We start from the raw sequence: 20,606 nt of genomic DNA on the forward strand, positions 1-20,606 counted from the left end.
GCCTACAGACTTGCCAAATGCGACCCACTTCGACTATCCGCGCAGGTCACACCCTTAGAGCGTAACCAAAGGTTCATCAGTCGGCACTGCGGGATCGACACCAAAAGCGATGAGCCCCCTTCCTTAAACGGAAGGAGGCTCAGCAGCTTGCACGGCCGCGTACCCGAGGCCCGGAAAGGTCAGACCCATTCGACTTCAGAATGGATACCCGAGGACCCTCCAGGCTCTGGCAGAGGCGTTCGAGGGCGGCTCTCCAGCATCAGCTGCCGACGACGCGACACGCCAGCGGTGGTGAGCACAGCTGCAATCTCGACCTGGCTCGCCCCCGACAAGGCTTCAACCACCCGGTCAAGCGCCTCGCTCACCTCAGTGGACGTGACCACTAGGCGCCGGCGCAGCGTTCTTGACAGCAAGAGGCAGCAGCTTCTTGCCGGTCGGCCCGATTTGTATAGCCGTGTCCATCTGCGGGCACACGCCGCAGTCGAAGCAGGGCGTCCAGCGGCAGTCGTCGACCTCGGTCTCGTCGAGGGCGTCCTGCCAGTCCTCCCAGAGCCAGTCCTTGTCCAGGCCGGAGTCGAGGTGGTCCCAGGGGAGGACCTCCTCGTAGGTGCGCTCGCGGGTCGTGTACCAGTCGACGTCCACGCCGAAGGGGGCGAGGGCCTTGTCGGCGCACGCCATCCAGCGGTCGTAGGAGAAGTGCTCGCGCCAGCCGTCGAAGCGGCCGCCGTCCTCGTAGACCGCGCGGATGACCGCGCCGATGCGGCGGTCGCCGCGGGACAGCAGGCCCTCGACGATGCCGGGCTTGCCGTCGTGGTAGCGGAAGCCGATCGAGCGGCCGTACTTCTTGTCGCCGCGGATCTTGTCGCGCAGCTTCTCCAGGCGGGCGTCCGTCTCCTCCGCCGAGAGCTGCGGGGCCCACTGGAACGGGGTGTGCGGCTTGGGGACGAAACCGCCGATCGAGACCGTGCAGCGGATGTCGTTGGAGCGAGACACCTCACGGCCCTTGGCGATGACGTTCGCGGCCATGTCGGCGATCTGGAGGACGTCGTCGTCGGTCTCCGTCGGCAGGCCGCACATGAAGTACAGCTTCACCTGGCGCCAGCCGTTGCCGTAGGCCGTCGCGACCGTACGGATGAGGTCCTCTTCCGAGACCATCTTGTTGATGACCTTGCGCATGCGTTCCGAGCCGCCTTCGGGCGCGAAGGTCAGGCCCGAACGGCGGCCGTTCCTCGTCAGCTCGTTCGCCAGGTCCACGTTGAAGGCGTCGACGCGGGTGGAGGGGAGCGAGAGGCCGATCTTGTCTTCCTCGTAGCGGTCCGCCAGGCCCTTGGCGATGTCGCCGATCTCCGAGTGGTCCGCGGAGGACAGGGAGAGGAGGCCGACCTCCTCGAAGCCCGTCGCCTTCAGGCCCTTCTCGACCATCTCGCCGATGCCCGTGATCGAGCGCTCGCGCACCGGGCGGGTGATCATGCCCGCCTGGCAGAAGCGGCAGCCGCGGGTGCAGCCGCGGAAGATCTCGACCGACATGCGCTCGTGGACCGTCTCGGCCAGGGGGACGAGGGGCTGCTTGGGGTAGGGCCACTCGTCGAGGTCCATGACCGTGTGCTTGGACACACGCCACGGAACACCCGACTTGTTGGGGACCACGCGCGCGATACGGCCGTCGGGGAGGTACTCGACGTCGTAGAACGCCGGGATGTAGACGGAACCCGTCTTCGCTAGGCGGAAGAGGACCTCCTCGCGGCCGCCCGGCTGTCCCTCCGCCTTCCACTCACGGATGATCCGCGTCATGTCGAGGACGGCCTGCTCGCCGTCGCCGATGATCGCCGCGTCGATGAAGTCCGCGATCGGCTCCGGGTTGAAGGCCGCGTGGCCGCCGGCGAGCACGATCGGGTCGTCCAGGCCGCGGTCCTTCGACTCCAGCGGGATGCCGGCCAGGTCCAGCGCCGTCAGCATGTTCGTGTAGCCCAGCTCCGTGGAGAAGGACAGGCCGAACACGTCGAAGGCCTTCACCGGGCGGTGGCTGTCCACCGTGAACTGCGGGACGCCGTGCTCCCGCATCAGCGCCTCCAGGTCCGGCCACACGCTGTACGTGCGCTCGGCGAGGACGCCCTCCTGTTCGTTCAGCACCTCGTAGAGGATCATGACGCCCTGGTTGGGCAGCCCGACCTCGTAGGCGTCCGGGTACATGAGCGCCCAGCGGACGTCACTGGACTCCCAGGGCTTGACCGTGGAGTTGAGCTCGCCGCCGACGTACTGGATCGGCTTCTGCACATGCGGGAGCAGAGCTTCGAGCTGCGGGAACACCGACTCGGCGGTTTCGGCTGACATCTCGCACTTCCGTGGACTGACAGGGGTGACCATCTAGCCTAACGCGAGCGCGGCCACTCCTCGGACGCCCGAAGGGTCACAGGTCGTCCGCACCGTCCTTGATCCCGTCCCAGAACCCGGGCAGGTCCGCCTCCACGGCCGCCGCCCGCCGCTCCTCCCGCCCGTACAGCAGCCCGTACGTGAACGCGCTCTCCCCCGCCGCGTGCGCCACCGCGGACAGCTCGCTCAGGGTTCCGCGGGCCATGACGCTGTCCTGGTGCTCCCCGAGCAGGTTCTGGAGCCCCTTCATGGCCTTGGTCAGGGACTTGGCGGACGCGCCGAGGGCAGGGGTCGCCGTCTCCGCCGCGTACCGGGTGCGCTTGGTCTTCTTGCGGGCCTCGTGGAGGGCGACGTCCCGGTCGGTGCCGGGCTCCAGCTCCAGCGCCTGCTCGACGAGCGCGGACACCTTGCCGAAGGACTTCCGTACGGCCTTCGGCAGCACCTTGCCGGGCTTCTTCCCGGCGGCCTTCAGCAGCGGCGGTTCGGCGAGCACCCCGTCCAGGGCGTCCAGCAGGGCCAGGTAGCGGCGGGAGTCGAGGACGCCGATCAGCCGCGCGCTCGCCCCGCCGGGCCGGTCGCCCGCCCAGTGGCCCAGCCGCCGCGCGACCGGGCCGTGGACCAGCGTGGCGGGCAGCTCGTCGAGGGCCGCCGTCAGCCGTTCGCTCAGCACCTCCCGGTCCCGGTCCTCCCCCAGCTCGCCGGCCAGCCACTTCAGGTCCTCACCGATCGGGTCGGTGACCTCCCGGTCCAGGACCTTGCCGTACGACTTGAACGTGCTGCGCAGCCGGCGCGTGGCGACGCGCATGCTGTGGACGGAGTCCTCGGCGTCCTGGCGCACGGCGGGGTCGAGCTCGACGATCGCGTCCCGCTGGGCGCGGATGTACGCGAGGACGTGGTCGCCCGCGGTCACCGGGTTGTCGACGGACGCCGGTACGCGCTTCTTCGGGGCGGTCTCCGCCAGGGCACGCGCGAGCTTCGACGCCGACTTCGAGGGCCGCACCCCCGCCTTGCGCAACCGCTTCTCCACCTGGTCGAGGAAGGCCGGGTCGCCGCCGTCCGCCAGCTCCACCTCCAGCTCGGTCCACTGGGCGCTGGCGTCGCCCCCGGCGAGCCGCTGGGCGTGCACGGCGTCCACGCTGACCTCGGCGAGCAGCTGCCCGTCGGCGTCCATGAGGTCGCGCACATCGCGGTCGGAGCGCAGCCGGACCACGGGGACCAGCTCGCTCTCGCGCACCCGGGAGCGGACCAGTCCGGCGAGGGTGTCGGGCAGGGTGTCGGAGAGGGGCGCCTGGATCTCGTCCCGTACGCCGGGCGCGACGGGGAACTTCAGGTGCCAGCCGGCGTCGTGGCCTCCCGTGCGGCGGCGCAACGTGATCGAGGACGCTGCGAGGCGTTCGTCATGGGTGTCGTAGTAGGTGGCGTCGAGGTGGGCCACACCTTTGTCGATGACGGCCGCGACCCCGGCGACACCGGTCAGGTCGGGCAGCCCACTGTCGTCGGACTCGTACTTTCGCTCGATCTCGCGCTTTGTGTCCGCCATGAACCGAATCTAGACCGAGTCGGGGCGGGAGGGCAGAGGGCACCAGGCCCGAATGCCGAGGAAAAGCCGGGAATCAGGAGGTGAGCAGCGCCCTCATCGCCTCACTGTCCGAGAACGGCGCGTCCTGCGCCGTACGGGACAGGAGTAGCACGTGGGCGTCCTCGAACTGGTCGTACGACATCGGTTCGGGGCCCTGCCCCACGATCACCACGTTGTGCTCCAGACGCCAGCTGACGTACCGCGTGTGGAACCGGGGCTGGCGTATGTCGTGGTGCGGGAGGCCGAGGCGGTCGGTGAAGCGCTGGACGACGGTGGCGTGGTGGGCGTCGAACTCCGGCCGCCAGGCGCCTTCCTGACTCGTCCAGCCGGGCACGCCGGCCCAGATGTCCTCGTCGAGCAGGCCGCCGTCGACCGTGTAGAGGTAGGCGAAGGGCAGGTGGAGGGTCCCGTCGCCGTCGGCGGTGACGAAGTGGCCGTGCGGGGTGACATGGGTGGCCTCGGGGACGTCGGGCGTGTCCTCGTACGCCGGCCCGCCGACCGCCTCCGACCAGTCCGGCCAGCCGGCCTCACGCAGCCGGGCCGCCACGCTCTCGGCGTCGGTCAGGTCCAGCTCCGCCAGGGCCAGCAGCCGGTCGACCAGCTCCTCGTCGACCGGGCACACGGCCACGTACTCCTCGGACACTCCGCTCCCCCTGTGACGCCGCTAGGCCGACATCGGCCGCTGCACCTTGATCGACTGCAAGAGTCCCACCGCGACCCACACGGCGAACATGGAGGTTCCGCCGTAGGACACGAACGGCAGCGGCAGACCGGTGACCGGCATGATGCCCAGCGTCATCCCGACGTTCTCGAAGGACTGGAACGCGAACCAGGCCACGATCCCCGCCGCGACGATCGTGCCGTACAGCTCGGTCGTCTCCCGGGCGATCCGGCAGGCCCGCCACAGCACCACGCCGAGCAGCACGATGATCAGGCCCGCACCGACGAAGCCCAGTTCCTCGCCCGCGACCGTGAAGACGAAGTCCGTCTGCTGCTCGGGCACGAACTGGCCGGTGGTCTGCGAGCCGTGGAACAGCCCCGCGCCCGTCAGACCCCCCGAACCGATCGCGATCCGCGCCTGGTTGGTGTTGTAGCCGACGCCCGCCGGGTCGAGGCTGGGGTTGGCGAACGCGGCGAAGCGGGCGATCTGGTAGTCGTCCAGGATGCCGAGCTGCCAGACGGCGATCGCGCCGATCGCGCCGGTGCCGAGGAGCCCGAACACCCAGCGGTTGGAGGCGCCGGAGGCGAGCAGCACGCCCAGCACGATGATGACCATGACCATGACCGATCCGAGGTCGGGCATCAGCATGACGATCAGCATCGGCACGGCGGCCAGGCCCAGCGCCTGGAGCACGGTCCGGTGGTCCGGGTAGGGCTTGTCGCCCGCGTCGACCCGCGCCGCCAGCAGCATCGCCATGCCCAGGATGATCGTGATCTTCACGAACTCCGAGGGCTGGAGGGAGAAGCCGCCGCCGAGGACGATCCAGGAGTGGGCGCCGTTGACCGTGGAGCCCAGCGGGGTGAGCACCATGAGGATCAGGAACACCGAGGCGCCGTAGAGGATCGGCACGGCCGTTCGCAACGCCTGGTGGCCCAGCCACACCGTGCCGATCATCAGGGCGAACCCGATGCCGGTGTTCATGATGTGCCGGATCAGGAAGTAGTACTGGTCGCCCTGGTTGATCTCGGTGCGGTTGCGGGTCGCCGAGAAGACCAGCAGCGAGCCGATGCCCGACAGCGCGAGCGCCGCGAACAGTATCGGCCAGTCCAGCCGGCGGGCGAGCGAGTCACGGGCGAACAGCCGGGTCCAGCCCGCGCGCTCGGGGCCGTACCCGGAGACGGAGAAGCTGTTGCCGGTCATGTGCACATCCTCCGGCTTCCCCTGCGGCGGCGCCGCCTGCGGGTGTTGCGGTTGCCGCTCGTCGGCTGCTCGACGGTCGCCGCCAGGGTGGTCTCCTCCGGCTTGGGGGCGCCTTCCTGGCTGACCCGCTGCTGCTTGGCCGGGTCCTTGGCGACCTTCGGCGACTTGATGGTGCCGTCCGTGCGGACCTTCGGCAGGCTCTTCTGCGGGGTGGGCAGCAGCGCGTTCTTCTTGTTGATGGTGCCGTCGTCGGAGACGCCGTACAGCGCGTCGTAGATGTTGCGCACGGCCGGACCCGAGGCGCCGGAGCCCGTACCACCCTGGGAGATCGTCATCACGATCGAGTAGTCCTTGGTGTACGTGGCGAACCAGGACGTCGTCTGCTTGCCGTAGACCTCGGCCGTACCCGTCTTGGCGTGCATCGGGATCTTCTCCTGCGGCCAGCCGACCTGCGCGAAGCGCCAGGCGGCCGTACCGCGGGTGGCCACGCCCGCGAGGGCGTCGTCCATCTTGGCCAGCGTGGTCTTGCTTATCGGCAGCTTGCCGTGGGACTTGGGCGCGATCTCGTCGACGCTCTTGCCGTCGGCGCTGACGATGGCCTTGCCGACCGTCGGGTTGTACAGGGTGCCGCCGTTGGAGATCGCCGCGTAGATCGTGGCCATCTGGATCGGGGTGACCATGGTGTCGCCCTGGCCGATGGAGTAGTTGATCTCGTCACCGGCACGCATCTTGTTGCCTTCGAGGCAGTTCTCGTACGAGATCTTCTCGACGTACGTGCCGTCCTTCTTGCCGGTCTTGCACCAGGCGTCCTTGTTGGCCTCCCAGTACGCCTGCTTCCACTGGCGGTCGGGGACGCGGCCGGTGACCTCGTTGGGCAGGTCGATGCCGGTGGTCTTGCCGAGGCCGAACTGGTGGGCGGCCTTGAAGAAGTAGTCCTTCGGCTGGCCCTTCTTCGGGTTGATGCCGCCGTCCCGCTGCCACTCCCTGTGCGCGAGGCCGTAGAAGACGGTGTCGCAGGAGACCTCCAGCGCGCGGCCGAGGTTGATGGGGCCGAAGTTCTCCGACTCGAAGTTCTTGAAGACCTGGCCGCCGACCGAGTACGAGCTCGTGCACGGGTAGCGGCCGTCGAAGTCGTAGCCCGCCTCGACGGCGGCGGCCGTGGAGATCACCTTGAAGGTGGAGCCGGGTGCCGACTGGCCCTGGATGGCCCGGTTGAGCAGCGGGTAGTTGGAGTCCTTGCCCGTCAGCTTCTTGTAGTCCTTGGCGGAGATGCCGCCGACCCAGGCGTTGGGGTCGTAGGTCGGGTTGGAGGCCATGGCGACGATCCGGCCGGTCTTGGCCTCCATGACGACGACGGCACCGGAGTCCGCCTTGTAGTTCTCGCCGGTGTTGTCGTCGAACTGCTTGCGGGCCTCCTTCATCGCGTCGTTCAACTCGTACTCCGCGACGCGCTGGACGCGGGAGTCGATGCTGGTGACGAGATTGGCGCCGGGCTGGGCCTCGTCGGCCTCGGCCTGGCCGATCACGCGGCCCAGGTTGTCCACCTCGTAGCGGGTGACGCCGGCCTTGCCGCGCAGCTCCTTGTCGTACTCACGCTCGAGTCCCGAGCGGCCGACCTGGTCGGAGCGCAGATAGGGCGAGTCGGTGTCCTGGGCCTTGGTGATCTCCTCGTCGGTGACCGGGGAGAGGTAGCCGAGGACCTGGGCGGTGTTGGCCTTGCCGGGGCTCGGGTAGCGGCGCACGGCCTCGGGCTCGGCGGTGATGCCGGGGAAGTCCTCGGCGCGCTCGCGGATCTGCAGGGCCTGCTTGGCGGTGGCCTCGTCGGTGATGGGGATGGGCTGGTACGGCGAGCCGTTCCAGCAGGGTTGCGGGGTCTCGGCGTCGCACAGGCGGACCTTCTGCATGACGTCCTCGGGCTTCATGCCGAGGACCTTGGCCAGCTTGGTGAGGACGGCCTTGCCGTCGTCCCTCATCTTCAGCAGGTCCGTGCGGGAGGCGGAGACCACCAGCCGGGTCTCGTTGTCCGCGATCGGCACGCCGCGCGCGTCCAGGATCGAGCCGCGGACGGCGGGCTCGACGACCTGCTGGACGTGGTTGCCGGACGCCTCCTTCGCGTACTCGTCGCCCTCGCGGATCTGGAGGTACCACAGGCGCCCGCCGAGGGTGCCGAGGAGGGACAGGACGAGGATCTGGATCACGATGAGCCTGATCTGGACCCGTGGGGTCCGACCGGTCTCGGGGATGTTGGTCACTGCGGCTGCCGCCCCCTCTCAGTGCGCCGAGTTGTGTGCGCGTACGAATGATGAACGGCTGACCTGTGAGACGGCGTTCCGCCCTGGCAAACCCGTTCGAGTGATCCATCCACCAGCGCGCTCCGCGCGCGGGCGCCCGAGACGGCCACAGACACCTGATGGGCCCTCAACACACCCGCCCTCACAGCCGCTTGACCCCCTTGATGCGGCCGACCCGCGCGGTGCGCGTCCGCGCCTTGGTCTTCAGCGAGCCGAGCCCGCCCCGCTGACCGCCGATCTTCAGCCCCGTCCCGGACGACAGCCACCCCGACGAGATGTCGGTGGCCTTCGCGGCGGAGTTGGTCTCCGCGAGCGGGTCGTTCTCGGCGCGGCGGGCGAGCGCCATGATGCCGGGGACGACGAAGGGCGCGAGGAGCAGGTCGTAGAGCGCGGCCGTGAACAGCAGGCTGCCGAGGCCGACATGACGGGCGGCGGTGTCGCCGACGAGGGCGCCGACACCGGCGTACAGCAGTGTCGTGCCGAGGGCGGCGACGACCACGACGACCATCGGGCCGGTGGCCGACTTCAGGCGGCCGTTCTCCGGCTTGGCGAGGCCGGCGAGATAGCCGATGACGCACAGCACCAGCGCGTAGCGGCCGGCCGCGTGGTCCGCGGGCGGCGCGAGGTCGGCGAGGAGTCCCGCGCCGAACCCGACGAGGGCGCCGCCGACATGGCCGTAGACCATGGCGAGGCCCAGGACGGTCAGCAGGAGCACGTCGGGGACGGCGCCCGGCAGATGGAGTCTGGACAGGACGCTGACCTGGAGGACCAGGGCGACGACGACGAGGGAGGTGGAGAGCAGGATCCGGTTGACACGCAAGGGGAATCAGCTCCTACTGCTCTTGCTCGAACTGGCCGTCGGCATTGGCGTTCGCCGAGGGGGTGACCGTGACGGTGACGGTCGGGGTGGGGGTCGGCTTCGGCTTCTTCGGCAGCACCGTGTCCCGCGGGTCCTTCTTCGGGGCCTCGACGACGACACCGACGACGTCGAGCTTGGTGAAGCTGACGTACGGCGTCACGTAGAGCGTGCGGGTCAGGCCGCCGCCGGAGGGGTCGACGCGGGAGACGACACCGACCGGGACGCCGGGCACGAACGGCTTGTCGGCCTGGGAGCCGAAGGTGACCAGGCGGTCGCCCTTCTTCACCTCGGCCTTGCCGTTGAGGAGTTCGACGCGCAGCGGGCGGTCGCCCTGCCCGGAGGCGAAGCCGAGCTCGTCGCCGGCCTCCATGCGGGTGCCGACGGTGAAGTCGGGGTCGTTGGCGAGGAGCACGGTGGCGGTGTTCGGGCCGACCGTCGTCACGCGGCCGACCAGTCCGTCGCCGTTGAGGACCGTCATGTCGCGCTTGATGCCGTCGTTGGAGCCGACGTCGATGGTGATGGTCCAGGAGAAGCCCTGGGCCGCTCCTATGGCGATCACCTCGGCGCCCTTGATGCCGTACTGGCCCTCGGCGGCGATGCCCATCAACTTGTTGAGCTGCTTGAGGCGGCTGGCGTTGCGGTCGTCGCTGCCGAGCTTCGCCTTGAGGGCCGCGTTCTCCTTCTCCAGCGCGGCGAGCCGGTCGTGGCGCTCACCGGAGTCGCGGATCGAGGAGATCGCGTTGCCGACCGGGTTCACCGCGGCGGAGACGCCGTCCTCGATCGGGCCGAAGACCGTGGCCGCGGCCTGGCGGGCACCGTCGACCGGTGAGTCCTCCCCGCCGCGGATGTCCACCGTGATCAGTGCGAACGCGATGGCGATCAGCAGCACCAGGAGCAGCCGGCTCTCTCGTGTGTCCCTCACGTGCGGCGGCCGTGCCTTCCTCAATAGGAATGTGCAGTGTTCAGGAATGTGCGGGTGTGTACGCGCGGATGTGTATGCGCGAGCTTATGCCTCTATATCAACGATCCGCCGTACGAGAGGAGATCATCTCGTACGGCGGAATCGAAGAGTTACCTCATCTGCGCGGCTGGGCGTCCAGCACCTGCTGGAGCGCCTCGAACTCCTCCACGCACTTGCCGGAGCCGAGCGCCACGCTGTCGAGGGGGTCCTCGGCGATGTGGATCGGCATGCCGGTCTCGCGGCGCAGCCGCTCGTCGAGACCGCGCAGCAGGGCGCCGCCGCCGGTCAGAACGATTCCGCGGTCCATGATGTCGCCGGACAGCTCGGGCGGGCACTTGTCGAGGGTCGTCTTCACCGCGTCCACGATCGCGTTGACGGGTTCCTCGATCGCCTTGCGGACTTCGGCGGCCGAGATGACGACGGTCTTGGGCAGCCCGGAGACGAGGTCCCGGCCGCGGATTTCGGTGTGCTCGTCAGCGTCGAGGTCGTACGCCGAACCGATCGTGATCTTGATCTGCTCGGCCGTCCGCTCACCGAGGAGGAGGGAGTACTCCTTCTTGATGTGCTGGATGATCGCGTTGTCCAGTTCGTCGCCCGCGACGCGGATCGACTGGGCGGTGACGATCCCGCCGAGCGAGATGACCGCGACCTCCGTCGTGCCGCCGCCGATGTCGACCACCATGTTGCCCGTGGCCTCGTGGACCGGCAGGCCGGAGCCGATGGCCGCGGCCATGGGCTCCTCGATGATGTGCACCTGGCGGGCGCCGGCCTGGGACGACGCCTCGATGACGGCACGGCGCTCGACGCCGGTGATGCCCGAGGGCACACAGACGACGACCCGCGGACGAGCCAGATACCGCCGCTTGTGGATCTTCAGGATGAAGTAGCGGAGCATCCGCTCGGTGATCTCGAAGTCGGCGATCACGCCGTCCTTCAGCGGACGGACGGCAACGATGTTGCCGGGCGTGCGCCCGATCATCTTCTTCGCTTCGGCGCCGACCGCCAGGATGCCACCGGTGTTGGTGTTGATCGCGACGACGGACGGCTCGTTGAGTACGATCCCGCGACCCCTGACGTACACCAGCGTGTTGGCGGTCCCGAGGTCGACAGCCATGTCACGGCCGATGAACGACATTGAGTTCCCCATCAGGATTCGTCTGGCCTTCCTGGGAGCTTTTGAGGGCTTTTCAGGTCGGCGAAGTGGGTGCTGTGACGTGAAGGCTTCCATCGTAGTGGCGCCCGCACGAACACTGCGTAAGGGTCTCCGCCATTGTCAGCAGATGCCGACGGTGTTCGCTTCTGGAGAGGGGCGTTCGGGGGTGCTCGTTCCCTCGATCGGCACGCATATGCCAAGAAAGTCCGGAGGCGGCCCCCCGGACTTTCACCAACGGCACACGCGTCAGGCGCGACCCGGGAAGAAGATCTTCACCTCGCGCTCGGCGGACTCCTCGGAGTCGGAGGCGTGGATGAGGTTCTCACGGACGATCACACCGAAGTCGCCGCGGATCGAACCGGGGGCGGCGGCGATCGGGTCGGTCGGACCGGCCAGCGCGCGCACGCCCTCGATGACCCGCTCACCCTCGACGATCAGCGCCACGACCGGGCCGGAGGCCATGAACTCCACCAGCGGCTCGTAGAAGGGCTTGCCCTTGTGCTCGCCGTAGTGCTGCTCCAGCGTCTCCTGGTCCAGCGTGCGCAGCTCCAGCGCCGTGATCTGCCAGCCGGCCTTGCGCTCGATACGGCTGATGATCTCGCCGGTCAGGCCACGACGGACGGCGTCGGGCTTGAGGAGGACGAGGGTGCGCTGCGTCACGAGGGGGCTCCTTAGTCGAGCGTGTCAAGCGTGGTGCGGGAAGACCGAGGTTACAGGGCGTGTCCGGCCGGCTGTCACGCAGCGTCAGGTGTAGGGGTCTCCGCCTGCGCCTGCGCCGCGAATCTGGCCTTCGCCTCGTCGATCTTCCGGCCGTAGTGCACCGAGGCCCACCACAGGGCGGCGAAGACCGCGCCCAGGAAGAACATCGTCGGCACGACGAACCCGGAGGCGATGAGGGCGACCTGCAGCACCCAGCCCAGCGCGATGCCGCCCGGCCGGGTCACCACGCCGCACAGCGCCAGACACAGGAACATGGCGATCCCGCTGACGGTCCACACCGTGGACATGGACAGGTCGTCGTCCTTCATCGCGACCAGGGCGGCGAAGCCGATGACGAAGAACTCGCCGATCAGGGTCGAAGAACAGAGCGTACGCACGGGTGGTCAGCCCCTCCCCAGAAGCAGTCGGGCCTCGCCGACAGTGATGACGGAACCGGTGACGAGCACACCGCCGCCCGCGAACTCGCCCTCCTCCTCGGCCAGCGTGATCGCGGCCTCCAGGGCGTCGGGCAGCCGCGGCTCGACCTGGACGCGCTCCTCGCCGAACACCTCGACGGCGATCGCGGCCAGCTCGTCGGCGTCCATGGCGCGGTGGCTGGAGTTCTGCGTGATCACGACCTCCGCGAAGATCGGCTCGAAGGCCTCCAGGAGCCCCCGTACGTTCTTGTCGCCGCTCGCCCCGACCACACCGATCAGCCGGCTGAAGTCGAAGGCCTCACCGACCGCCTCGGCGGTGGCGCGGGCACCCGCCGGGTTGTGGGCGGCGTCCAGCACGACGGTGGGAGACCGCCGTACGACCTCCAGCCTGCCCGGCGAGGACACGGCAGCGAAGGCCTTGCGGACGGTGTCGATGTCGAGCGGCTCGGGCCGCTGCGAGCCGACGCCGAAGAACGCCTCGACGGCGGCGAGCGCGACGGCGGCGTTGTGCGCCTGGTAGGGGCCGTGCAGCGGGAGGTAGACCTCCTCGTACTCCCCGCCGAGCCCGCGCAGCGTCAGCAGCTGCCCGCCGACGGCGACCTGCCGCGCGACGACCCCGAACTCGAGCCCTTCCCGAGCGACCGTGGCGTCGACCTCGACCGCCTTCTTGAGCAGCACCTGAGCGGCGTCGACCGGCTGCTGGGCCAGGATGACCGTCGCGTCCTGCTTGACGATGCCGGCCTTCTCCTTGGCGATCTCGCCGGGCGTCTCGCCGAGCCGGTCGGTGTGGTCGAGATCGATGGGCGTGACGACGGCGACGTCACCGTCGATGACGTTGGTGGCGTCCCAGGTGCCGCCCATGCCGACCTCGACGACGGCCACGTCCACGGGCGCGTCCGCGAAGGCGGCGTACGCCATGCCGGTCAGCACCTCGAAGAACGACAGCCGGTACTCCTGCCGCGCGTCCACCATCTCGACGTACGGCTTGATGTCCTCGTACGTCTCGATGAAGCGCTCGGCGGAGATCGGCGCCCCGTCGAGGCTGATGCGCTCGGTGACGGACTGCACGTGAGGGCTGGTGTACCGCCCCGTACGCAGCTCGAAGGCGCCGAGCAGGGCCTCGATCATGCGGGCCGTGGAGGTCTTGCCGTTCGTCCCCGTGATGTGGATCGACGGGTACGACCGCTGCGGCTCGCCCAGGACGTCCATCAGCGCGGCGATGCGGCTGACGGAGGGCTCCAGCTTGGTCTCGCCCCAGCGCGTGGCGAGCTCCGCCTCGACGTCCCTGAGGGCCTTGTCGAGCTCGGGGTCCTCGGGGCGGGTCGGCACCTGTGCCTCGGGCGGGGTGCCCTGGGTGCGCAGGGTGCGGCTGCCGGCCTCGATGACCGCGAGGTCGGGGTCGCGGTCGGTCTCTGCCGAGATGATCTCGTCGAAGGGGTCGTCGCTGTCGCTCACGGGGTCAGTCTACGGACGGGGGGTGACAGCTCGCCTATGGAGTGGGGTGGCTTGTCTTGTTCGGCGGGTGCGGGTGGTTCGTGGCCGGTCGCGCAGTTCCCCGCGCCCCTTGGGTACGCGAAGGCTCCCGGAACCAAATGGTTCCGGGAGCCCTCGGCGTCGTAGAAACCCTTACGCGGGCGGCAGCTTGTCCAGCTGGGACTGGATCCTTGCGATGTCCTCGTCCGCCTTCGCCAGGCGGCCGCGGATCTTGTCCACCACGTTGTCCGGGGCCTTGGCCAGGAACGCTTCGTTGCCGAGCTTGGCCGTGGCCTGGGCCTTCTCCTTCTCCGCCGCGGCGAGGTCCTTGGCGAGGCGCTTGCGCTCCGCAGCGACGTCGATCGTGCCGGAGAGGTCGAGGGCGACCGTGGCGCCCGCGACCGGGAGGGTCGCCGTCGCGGAGAAGCTCTCGCCCTCCGGCTGGAGGCGCAGGAGCTGGCGGATGGCGGCCTCGTGGGGCGCCAGCGCCGTGCCGTCGAGCGTGAGGCGGGCCGGGACGCGCTGGCCGGGCTGGAGGCCCTGGTCGGCGCGGAAGCGGCGGACCTCGGTGATGACGGACTGGAGACTCTCGATCTCGGTCTCGGCCGCCGCGTCACGGAAGCCGCTGTCGGTCGGCCACTCGGCGATGACAACCGACTCCCCACCGGTGAGGGTGGTCCACAGGGTCTCCGTGACGAACGGGACCACCGGGTGCAGCAGCTTCAGCGTGACGTCGAGGACCTCGCCCAGGACCCGCTTGCTGACCTCGGCCGGCTCGCCGCCCGCCTGGAACGTCGTCTTGGACAGCTCGACGTACCAGTCGAAGACCTCGTCCCACGCGAAGTGGAAGAGGGCGTCGGAGAGCTTCGCGAACTGGAAGTCCTCGTAGAGGGCGTCGACTTCGGCGACGACCGAGTTGAGGCGGGAGAGGATCCAGCGGTCCGTCGCCGACATCGCGGAGGCGTCCGGGAGGGGGCCCTCCACCGTCGCGCCGTTCATCAGCGCGAAGCGCGTGGCGTTCCAGATCTTGTTGGCGAAGTTCCGGGAGCCCTGGACCCAGTCCTCGCCGATCGGGACGTCGACGCCCGGGTTGGCACCGCGCGCGAGGGTGAACCGGAGCGCGTCGGAGCCGTACTTGTCCATCCAGTCCAGCGGGTTGACCGCGTTCCCGAAGGACTTCGACATCTTCTTGCCGAACTGGTCGCGGACCATGCCGTGCAGGGCGATGGTGTGGAACGGCGGCGTGCCGTCCATCGCGTACAGGCCGAACATCATCATCCGGGCGACCCAGAAGAAGAGGATGTCGTAGCCGGTGACCAGGACGGAGTTCGGGTAGAACTTCGCGAGCGACTCGGTCTGCTCGGGCCAGCCGAGCGTGGAGAACGGCCACAGGCCCGAGGAGAACCAGGTGTCGAGGACGTCGGTGTCCTGACGCCAGCCCTCGCCGCTCGGCGGCTCCTCGTCGGGCCCGACGCAGACGACCTCACCCTCCGGCCCGTACCAGACGGGAATCCGGTGGCCCCACCACAACTGCCGTGAGATGCACCAGTCGTGGAGGTTGTCGACCCAGTCGAAGTACCGCTTCTCCATCTCCTGCGGATGGATCTTGACGCGCCCGTCGCGGACGGCGTCGCCGGCGGCCTTCGCGAGCGGGCCGACCTTGACCCACCACTGCATGGACAGGCGCGGCTCGATGGTGGTCTTGCAGCGCGAGCAGTGGCCGACGGAGTGGACGTAGGGCCGCTTCTCGGCGACGATCCGGCCCTCGGCGCGCAGCGCGGCGACGATGGCGGAGCGGGCCTCCAGGCGGTCCAGGCCCTGGAAGGGACCGTGGGCCGTGATGACGGCGTGCTCGTCCATGATCGTGATGGCCGGCAGGTCGTGCCGCTGGCCGATCTCGAAGTCGTTCGGGTCGTGGGCCGGGGTCACCTTGACGGCGCCGGTGCCGAACTCGGGGTCGACGTGGGTGTCGGCGACGACCGGGATGGAGCGGTCGGTCAGCGGGAGCTTGATGAGCTTGCCGACCAGGTGCTTGTAGCGCTCGTCGTCGGGGTGAACGGCGACGGCGGTGTCACCGAGCATGGTCTCGGCACGGGTCGTGGCGACGACGATGGTGTCGTCCCCCTCCCCGTACTTCATGCTGACCAGCTCGCCGTCGTCGTCCTGGTACTCGACCTCGATGTCCGAGATGGCCGTGAGGCACCGCGGGCACCAGTTGATGATGCGCTCGGCGCGGTAGATCAGCTCGTCGTCGTAGAGCCGCTTGAAGATGGTCTGGACGGCCTGCGACAGCCCTTCGTCCATGGTGAAGCGCTCACGCGACCACGCGACACCGTCACCGAGGCGCCGCATCTGCCCGGAGATCTGCCCGCCGGACTCGCCCTTCCACTGCCAGACCCGCTCGACGAAGGCCTCACGGCCGAGGTCGTGACGGGACTTGCCTTCCTTCCCGAGCTCCCTCTCGACGACGTTCTGGGTGGCGATACCGGCGTGGTCCATGCCGGGCTGCCACAGCGTCTCGAAGCCCTGCATGCGCTTACGGCGGGTCAGGGCGTCGATGAGGGTGTGCTCGAAGGCGTGCCCGAGGTGCAGGCTGCCCGTGACGTTCGGCGGCGGGATGACGATGGTGTACGGCGGCTTGTCGCTCTTCTCGTCCGCCTCGAAGTAACCACGCTCTACCCAGCGCTCGTACAGCGGCCCCTCTACATCGGCCGGCGCGTACTGGGTCGGCAGTTCGGTGTCGGGCGCTGGTGGCTGCTGCTGAGCGTTCTCGGTCACGGGGTCAGTTTAGGGGTGTCCCGGGCGTGTCCCGAAACGCGTTTGTTCTGTAACGGTGGGCCCCCCGATGCGGTACCTGCGCCCTGCCTGCGCAAGGATGTCGGGAACACATAAGTATCTGGAGGGGAACCCAGGAAATGAGCTACAACCAGCCGGGCCCGTACGGCGGGCAGCCCCAGCAGCCCGGACCGTACGGCCAGCCGGGTCCGTACGGCCAGCAGCCGCCGCAGGCCCCCCAGCCCGGCTATGGCTACCCTCAGCAGCCGACCGCGCCCCAGCCGGGCTACGGCTACCCGCAGCAGCCCCCGCAGGGCGTCCCGCCCCAGGGCCAGCCCCCGTACGGCCAGCAGCCCCCCTACGGCCAGCCCCCGTACGGCGTCCCGCAGCCCCCGGCACCGGGCGGCGGCAAGAAGAAGCTCGGCATCATCATCGGCGCGGTGGCCGTGGTGGCGGCTGTCGCGGTGGGGGCGGCGCTGCTGCTCAAGGGGAGCAGCAGCGGGTCGGACATCGCGGATGACGGTACGTACAAGCTGACGGCACCGGCGACGGTCCTCAACAGCGAGTACAAGAAGGGCGACGACGCCGAGGCCGACACCCTCACCGAGAGCGACGTCAAGGACGCCGAGTCGTGGGGCGTCAAGGGTGCGAAGGACGTCAGCGCAAGCTACGACGCGGGCACGGGCATGACCGTGAAGACCCTGGGTTTCGCGGGTGTCTACGGCAGCATCGAGGACCCGGAGAAGGTCGTCGACGCGATGTTCGCCCAGCTGAAGACGGAGTCCAAGAAGGACAAGGACTCCGGCGTCACCCTTGTGGGCTCCCCCACGGAGCAGAAGCCTGCCGGGTTCGAGAACGGCATCATGAAGTGCCAGGAGATGGAGTCCAGCGAGTCCGGCCAGAAGATCACCATGCCGGTCTGCGTCTGGGGTGACCACAGCACGCTCGCGTACGTGGTGTCGTACGACATGGCCGACCTGGTCGCGGGCAAGAGCGCCACGATGACGGAGGCGGCCGAACTCGCCGCCAAGCTCCGCCAGGACGTGCGCGTGAAGGCCTGACGTTCGTCAACTGCGAAGGGGCCCCGGTCAGTTGACCGGGGCCCCTTCGTTCGTGTCTCTGTCCGCGGCCGTTACGCCGTCTTCTGCTCCCCCGACCCCCGCCCGCCCCGCGCATCCCGCGGGATCAGCGTCGGGTTGACGTTGGAGTGGACGACGTCCGCCGTGATGACGACCCGCGCCACGTCCTTGCGGGACGGGATCTCGTACATCACGCCCTGGAGGACTTCCTCCATGATGGCGCGCAGGCCTCGCGCGCCGGTCTGGCGGAGGATGGCCTGGTCGGCGATGGCTTCCAGGGCCTCGCGCTCGAAGTCCAGCTCCACGCCGTCGAGTTCGAAGAGGCGCTGGTACTGCTTCACGAGTGCGTTGCGGGGCTCGACCAGGATCTGGAGCAGGGCCTCGCGGTCGAGGTTGTGGACCGAGGTGATGACCGGGAGGCGGCCGATGAACTCGGGGATCATCCCGAACTTCACCAGGTCCTCCGGCATGACGTCCTCGAACTGGTCCTTGGCCTCCAGCTCGCGCTTCGAGCGGATCGTCGCGCCGAAGCCGATGCCCTTGGCGCCGGCCCGCGATTCGATGAGCTTCTCCAGGCCCGCGAAGGCACCGCCCACGATGAACAGGACGTTCGTCGTGTCGATCTGGATGAACTCCTGGTGGGGGTGCTTGCGGCCGCCCTGCGGGGGGACCGACGCCGTCGTGCCCTCCAGGATCTTCAGCAGCGCCTGTTGGACTCCCTCACCGCTCACATCCCGCGTGATCGACGGGTTTTCGCTCTTTCGAGCCACCTTGTCGATCTCGTCGATGTAGATGATGCCCGTCTCGGCCTTCTTGACGTCGTAGTCCGCAGCCTGGATGAGCTTCAGGAGGATGTTCTCGACGTCCTCGCCTACGTAACCCGCCTCGGTGAGCGCCGTGGCGTCCGCGATCGCGAACGGGACGTTCAGCATGCGGGCGAGGGTCTGGGCGAGGAGTGTCTTGCCGGAGCCCGTGGGCCCGAGCAGCAGGATGTTGGACTTCGCCAACTCGATCGCGTCGTCACGGCCGTTGGCGCCGCCGTTCTCGCCGGCCTGGACGCGCTTGTAGTGGTTGTAGACCGCCACGGAGAGGGCCTTCTTCGCCGCCTCCTGGCCGACCACGTAGCCCTCGAGGAACTCGTAGATCTCGCGGGGCTTGGGGAGTTCCTCCCAGCGCACCTCGCTGGTCTCCGCGAGTTCTTCCTCGATGATCTCGTTGCAGAGATCGATGCACTCGTCGCAGATGTAGACACCGGGCCCTGCGATGAGCTTCTTGACCTGCTTCTGGCTCTTGCCGCAGAACGAGCACTTGAGCAGATCGCCGCCGTCACCGATGCGTGCCACGGTGTGCTTCCCCTTCGCCTGGGAGACGACTGGACGCTTTCGAGTCCAGCGGCTCCTGGTGCTGCCTTAATCCGACGGTACCTTGCCTGGCCCCCCGTTCGGGCCCCCCTTGGCCGGGTTCACTTTGACGTGCAGCGTGTCAAAGCACACGAACCATGCCAAGGGGCGGCAGACGATACAGCAGCCGCGTCAGCGGACTGCGGCGTTGTTCATCTTCCGGGTGGAGATGATCTGGTCGATCAGGCCGTACGAGAGCGCCTCCTCGGCCGTGAGGATCTTGTCGCGCTCGATGTCCTCACGGATCTTCTCGATCGGCGTGGTGGAGTGCTTGGCCAGCATCTCCTCCAGCTGCGAGCGCATCCGCAGGATCTCGTTGGCGGCGATCTCCAGGTCGGAGACCTGACCGCGGCCGGTCTCGCTGTACGGCTGGTGGATCAGGACGCGGGCGTTCGGCAGCGCCATGCGCTTGCCCGGCGTACCGGCGGCCAGCAGGATCGCGGCGGCGGAGGCCGCCTGGCCCATGCAGACCGTCTGGATGTCGGGCTTCACGAACTGCATCGTGTCGTAGATCGCCGTGAGGGCGGTGAAGGAGCCGCCCGGGCTGTTGATGTAGACCGAGATGTCCCGGTCGGGGTCCATCGACTCCAGGCACAGCAGCTGCGCCATGACGTCGTTGGCGGAGGCGTCGTCGATCTGGACGCCGAGGAAGATCACGCGCTCCTCGAAGAGCTTCGCGTACGGGTCGTACTCGCGAATGCCCTGCGAGGTGCGCTCGACGAAGCGCGGGATGACGTACCGGGACTCCGCCGAGGGGCCCGTGTACTCGGCGCGCGTGCGGTCGTACAGGCCGCTGCCGGGGTGGTCGTTCACTGTCTGTCTCCTAGGAGCTGAGGCGGTCGGCTGGGGGCTCTGCGGGCCGCTGCGGGCCCTGCTGCGGGGCTCAGGCCCCGGTGCCGCCGCCGCCCGGCATGTTGGCGGCCGTGGTGATGACCTCGTCGATGAGGCCGTACTCCTTGGCCTCCTCCGCGTCGAACCAGCGGTCGCGGTCGGAGGCGCGGGTGATCTCCTCGAACGACTGGCCCGTGTGCTGAGCCGTGAGCTCGGCCATGCGCTTCTTGGTGTGCAGCAGCCGCTCAGCGTGGATCTTGATGTCCGAGGCCGAGCCGGCGAGGCCGGCGGACGGCTGGTGGATCAGGATCTCGGCGTTCGGCAGCGCGAAGCGCTTGCCGGGGGTGCCCGCGCTGAGCAGGAACTGGCCCATGGAGGCGGCGAGGCCCATGGCGATCGTCACCACGTCGTTCTTGATGTACTGCATGGTGTCGTAGATCGCCATGCCGGCCGTGATCGAACCGCCCGGGCTGTTGATGTAGAGGTAGATGTCCTTGTCCGGGTCCGCGGCAAGGAGCAGCAGCTGTGCGGTGATCTTGTTCGCGATGTCGTCGTCGACCGGCTGGCCGAGGAAGATGATCCGCTCGTTGAGCAGCCGGTTGTAGACCTGGTCGCCGAGGCCACCACCGATGGAAGGCTCGCCGGCGGCGGAGGGCATCAGATTCGTCACGTATCCACCTGCTCGTCTTACGACGGCGCCGGGCCGTCTCACGTTTCCCTGCGTGTTCCCTGCGGGGCTTGGAGCCGCTCGGGGACTCCACTCCCCTCGTATTCATGGACCCTAACGCGCTGGTCCCTTCGGGGAATCCCGGATACCGGGCTGTTCGCCGGGGGCGTA

The 20,606-nt window shown here is 68.8% G+C and carries 16 protein-coding genes; 1 reads left to right on the top strand and 15 read right to left on the bottom strand.

Annotation, left to right across the window (positions count from 1 at the left end; all coding sequences use genetic code 11):
* Positions 1-366 precede the first annotated feature (366 nt).
* From EJC51_RS17175 to EJC51_RS17230, 12 genes are all read right to left on the bottom strand, one after another.
* Positions 367-2,331: a TIGR03960 family B12-binding radical SAM protein gene (locus EJC51_RS17175; protein WP_126271885.1), complete on the bottom strand. Its 1,965-nt coding sequence runs from the start codon at positions 2,329-2,331 to the stop codon at positions 367-369.
* 76 nt (positions 2,332-2,407) lie between these two features.
* Positions 2,408-3,910: a CYTH and CHAD domain-containing protein gene (locus EJC51_RS17180; RefSeq protein ID WP_126271886.1), complete on the bottom strand. Its 1,503-nt coding sequence runs from the start codon at positions 3,908-3,910 to the stop codon at positions 2,408-2,410.
* A 73-nt stretch (positions 3,911-3,983) separates the two neighbouring features.
* Positions 3,984-4,592 (bottom strand): hypothetical protein, encoded by a 609-nt coding sequence (locus EJC51_RS17185; protein WP_126271887.1) that lies wholly within the window; start codon positions 4,590-4,592, stop codon positions 3,984-3,986.
* 21 nt (positions 4,593-4,613) lie between these two features.
* Positions 4,614-5,810 (bottom strand): rod shape-determining protein RodA, encoded by a 1,197-nt coding sequence (rodA, locus tag EJC51_RS17190; protein WP_126271888.1) that lies wholly within the window; start codon positions 5,808-5,810, stop codon positions 4,614-4,616.
* Positions 5,807-8,062: a penicillin-binding protein 2 gene (gene mrdA / locus EJC51_RS17195; RefSeq protein ID WP_126271889.1), complete on the bottom strand. Its 2,256-nt coding sequence runs from the start codon at positions 8,060-8,062 to the stop codon at positions 5,807-5,809. Before mrdA ends, rodA begins: the two co-directional genes overlap by 4 nt.
* Before the next feature lie 181 nt (positions 8,063-8,243).
* Positions 8,244-8,921: a rod shape-determining protein MreD gene (gene mreD, locus EJC51_RS17200; protein ID WP_097264068.1), complete on the bottom strand. Its 678-nt coding sequence runs from the start codon at positions 8,919-8,921 to the stop codon at positions 8,244-8,246.
* Positions 8,922-8,934: 13 nt separating this feature from the next.
* Entirely contained in the window at positions 8,935-9,882 is a 948-nt protein-coding gene (gene mreC, locus EJC51_RS17205) for a rod shape-determining protein MreC (protein WP_079311147.1), read from the bottom strand.
* Between the two features lie 154 nt (positions 9,883-10,036).
* Entirely contained in the window at positions 10,037-11,056 is a 1,020-nt protein-coding gene (locus EJC51_RS17210; protein WP_004931372.1) for a rod shape-determining protein, read from the bottom strand.
* 264 nt (positions 11,057-11,320) lie between these two features.
* Positions 11,321-11,734 carry a nucleoside-diphosphate kinase gene (gene ndk, locus EJC51_RS17215; protein WP_079311146.1) on the bottom strand — a complete coding sequence of 138 codons (414 nt, stop codon included), beginning with the start codon at positions 11,732-11,734 and terminating at the stop codon, positions 11,321-11,323.
* 74 nt (positions 11,735-11,808) lie between these two features.
* On the bottom strand, positions 11,809-12,171 hold the full coding sequence (locus tag EJC51_RS17220; RefSeq protein WP_126271890.1) for a DUF4233 domain-containing protein: 363 nt from the start codon (positions 12,169-12,171) through the stop codon (positions 11,809-11,811).
* A 6-nt stretch (positions 12,172-12,177) separates the two neighbouring features.
* Positions 12,178-13,665: a bifunctional tetrahydrofolate synthase/dihydrofolate synthase gene (gene folC, locus EJC51_RS17225; RefSeq protein ID WP_126271891.1), complete on the bottom strand. Its 1,488-nt coding sequence runs from the start codon at positions 13,663-13,665 to the stop codon at positions 12,178-12,180.
* A gap of 171 nt (positions 13,666-13,836) precedes the next feature.
* Positions 13,837-16,461 carry a valine--tRNA ligase gene (locus tag EJC51_RS17230; RefSeq protein WP_126271892.1) on the bottom strand — a complete coding sequence of 875 codons (2,625 nt, stop codon included), beginning with the start codon at positions 16,459-16,461 and terminating at the stop codon, positions 13,837-13,839.
* Between the two features lie 137 nt (positions 16,462-16,598).
* Between EJC51_RS17230 and EJC51_RS17235 the strand changes: the two genes are divergently transcribed.
* Positions 16,599-17,519 (top strand): hypothetical protein, encoded by a 921-nt coding sequence (locus tag EJC51_RS17235; RefSeq protein WP_126271893.1) that lies wholly within the window; start codon positions 16,599-16,601, stop codon positions 17,517-17,519.
* A gap of 71 nt (positions 17,520-17,590) precedes the next feature.
* On the opposite strand, the gene clpX is transcribed toward EJC51_RS17235, so the two are convergent.
* The 3 genes from clpX to EJC51_RS17250 all read right to left on the bottom strand — a co-directional run bounded on the left by clpX (position 17,591) and on the right by EJC51_RS17250 (position 20,426).
* On the bottom strand, positions 17,591-18,880 hold the full coding sequence (gene clpX, locus EJC51_RS17240; protein WP_126271894.1) for an ATP-dependent Clp protease ATP-binding subunit ClpX: 1,290 nt from the start codon (positions 18,878-18,880) through the stop codon (positions 17,591-17,593).
* Positions 18,881-19,069: 189 nt separating this feature from the next.
* On the bottom strand, positions 19,070-19,750 hold the full coding sequence (locus EJC51_RS17245; protein ID WP_126271895.1) for an ATP-dependent Clp protease proteolytic subunit: 681 nt from the start codon (positions 19,748-19,750) through the stop codon (positions 19,070-19,072).
* Between the two features lie 70 nt (positions 19,751-19,820).
* Positions 19,821-20,426 (bottom strand): ATP-dependent Clp protease proteolytic subunit, encoded by a 606-nt coding sequence (locus EJC51_RS17250; RefSeq protein ID WP_165951168.1) that lies wholly within the window; start codon positions 20,424-20,426, stop codon positions 19,821-19,823.
* Positions 20,427-20,606: the final 180 nt, after the last annotated feature.

Origin of the sequence: Streptomyces aquilus (genome assembly GCF_003955715.1) — a bacterium.
Lineage (GTDB): Bacteria > Actinomycetota > Actinomycetes > Streptomycetales > Streptomycetaceae > Streptomyces > Streptomyces aquilus.

Bases quoted from the DNA above. Each gene is read 5' to 3' on its own strand.
- EJC51_RS17175 (WP_126271885.1), bottom strand. From the start codon at position 2,331: ATGTCAGCCGAAACCGCCGAGTCGGTGTTCCCGCAGCTCGAAGCTCTG.
- EJC51_RS17180 (WP_126271886.1), bottom strand. From the start codon at position 3,910: ATGGCGGACACAAAGCGCGAGATCGAGCGAAAGTACGAGTCCGACGAC.
- rodA (WP_126271888.1), bottom strand. From the start codon at position 5,810: ATGACCGGCAACAGCTTCTCCGTCTCCGGGTACGGCCCCGAGCGCGCG.
- EJC51_RS17210 (WP_004931372.1), bottom strand. From the start codon at position 11,056: ATGTCGTTCATCGGCCGTGACATGGCTGTCGACCTCGGGACCGCCAAC.
- EJC51_RS17235 (WP_126271893.1), top strand. From the start codon at position 16,599: ATGAGCTACAACCAGCCGGGCCCGTACGGCGGGCAGCCCCAGCAGCCC.
- EJC51_RS17250 (WP_165951168.1), bottom strand. From the start codon at position 20,426: ATGCCCTCCGCCGCCGGCGAGCCTTCCATCGGTGGTGGCCTCGGCGAC.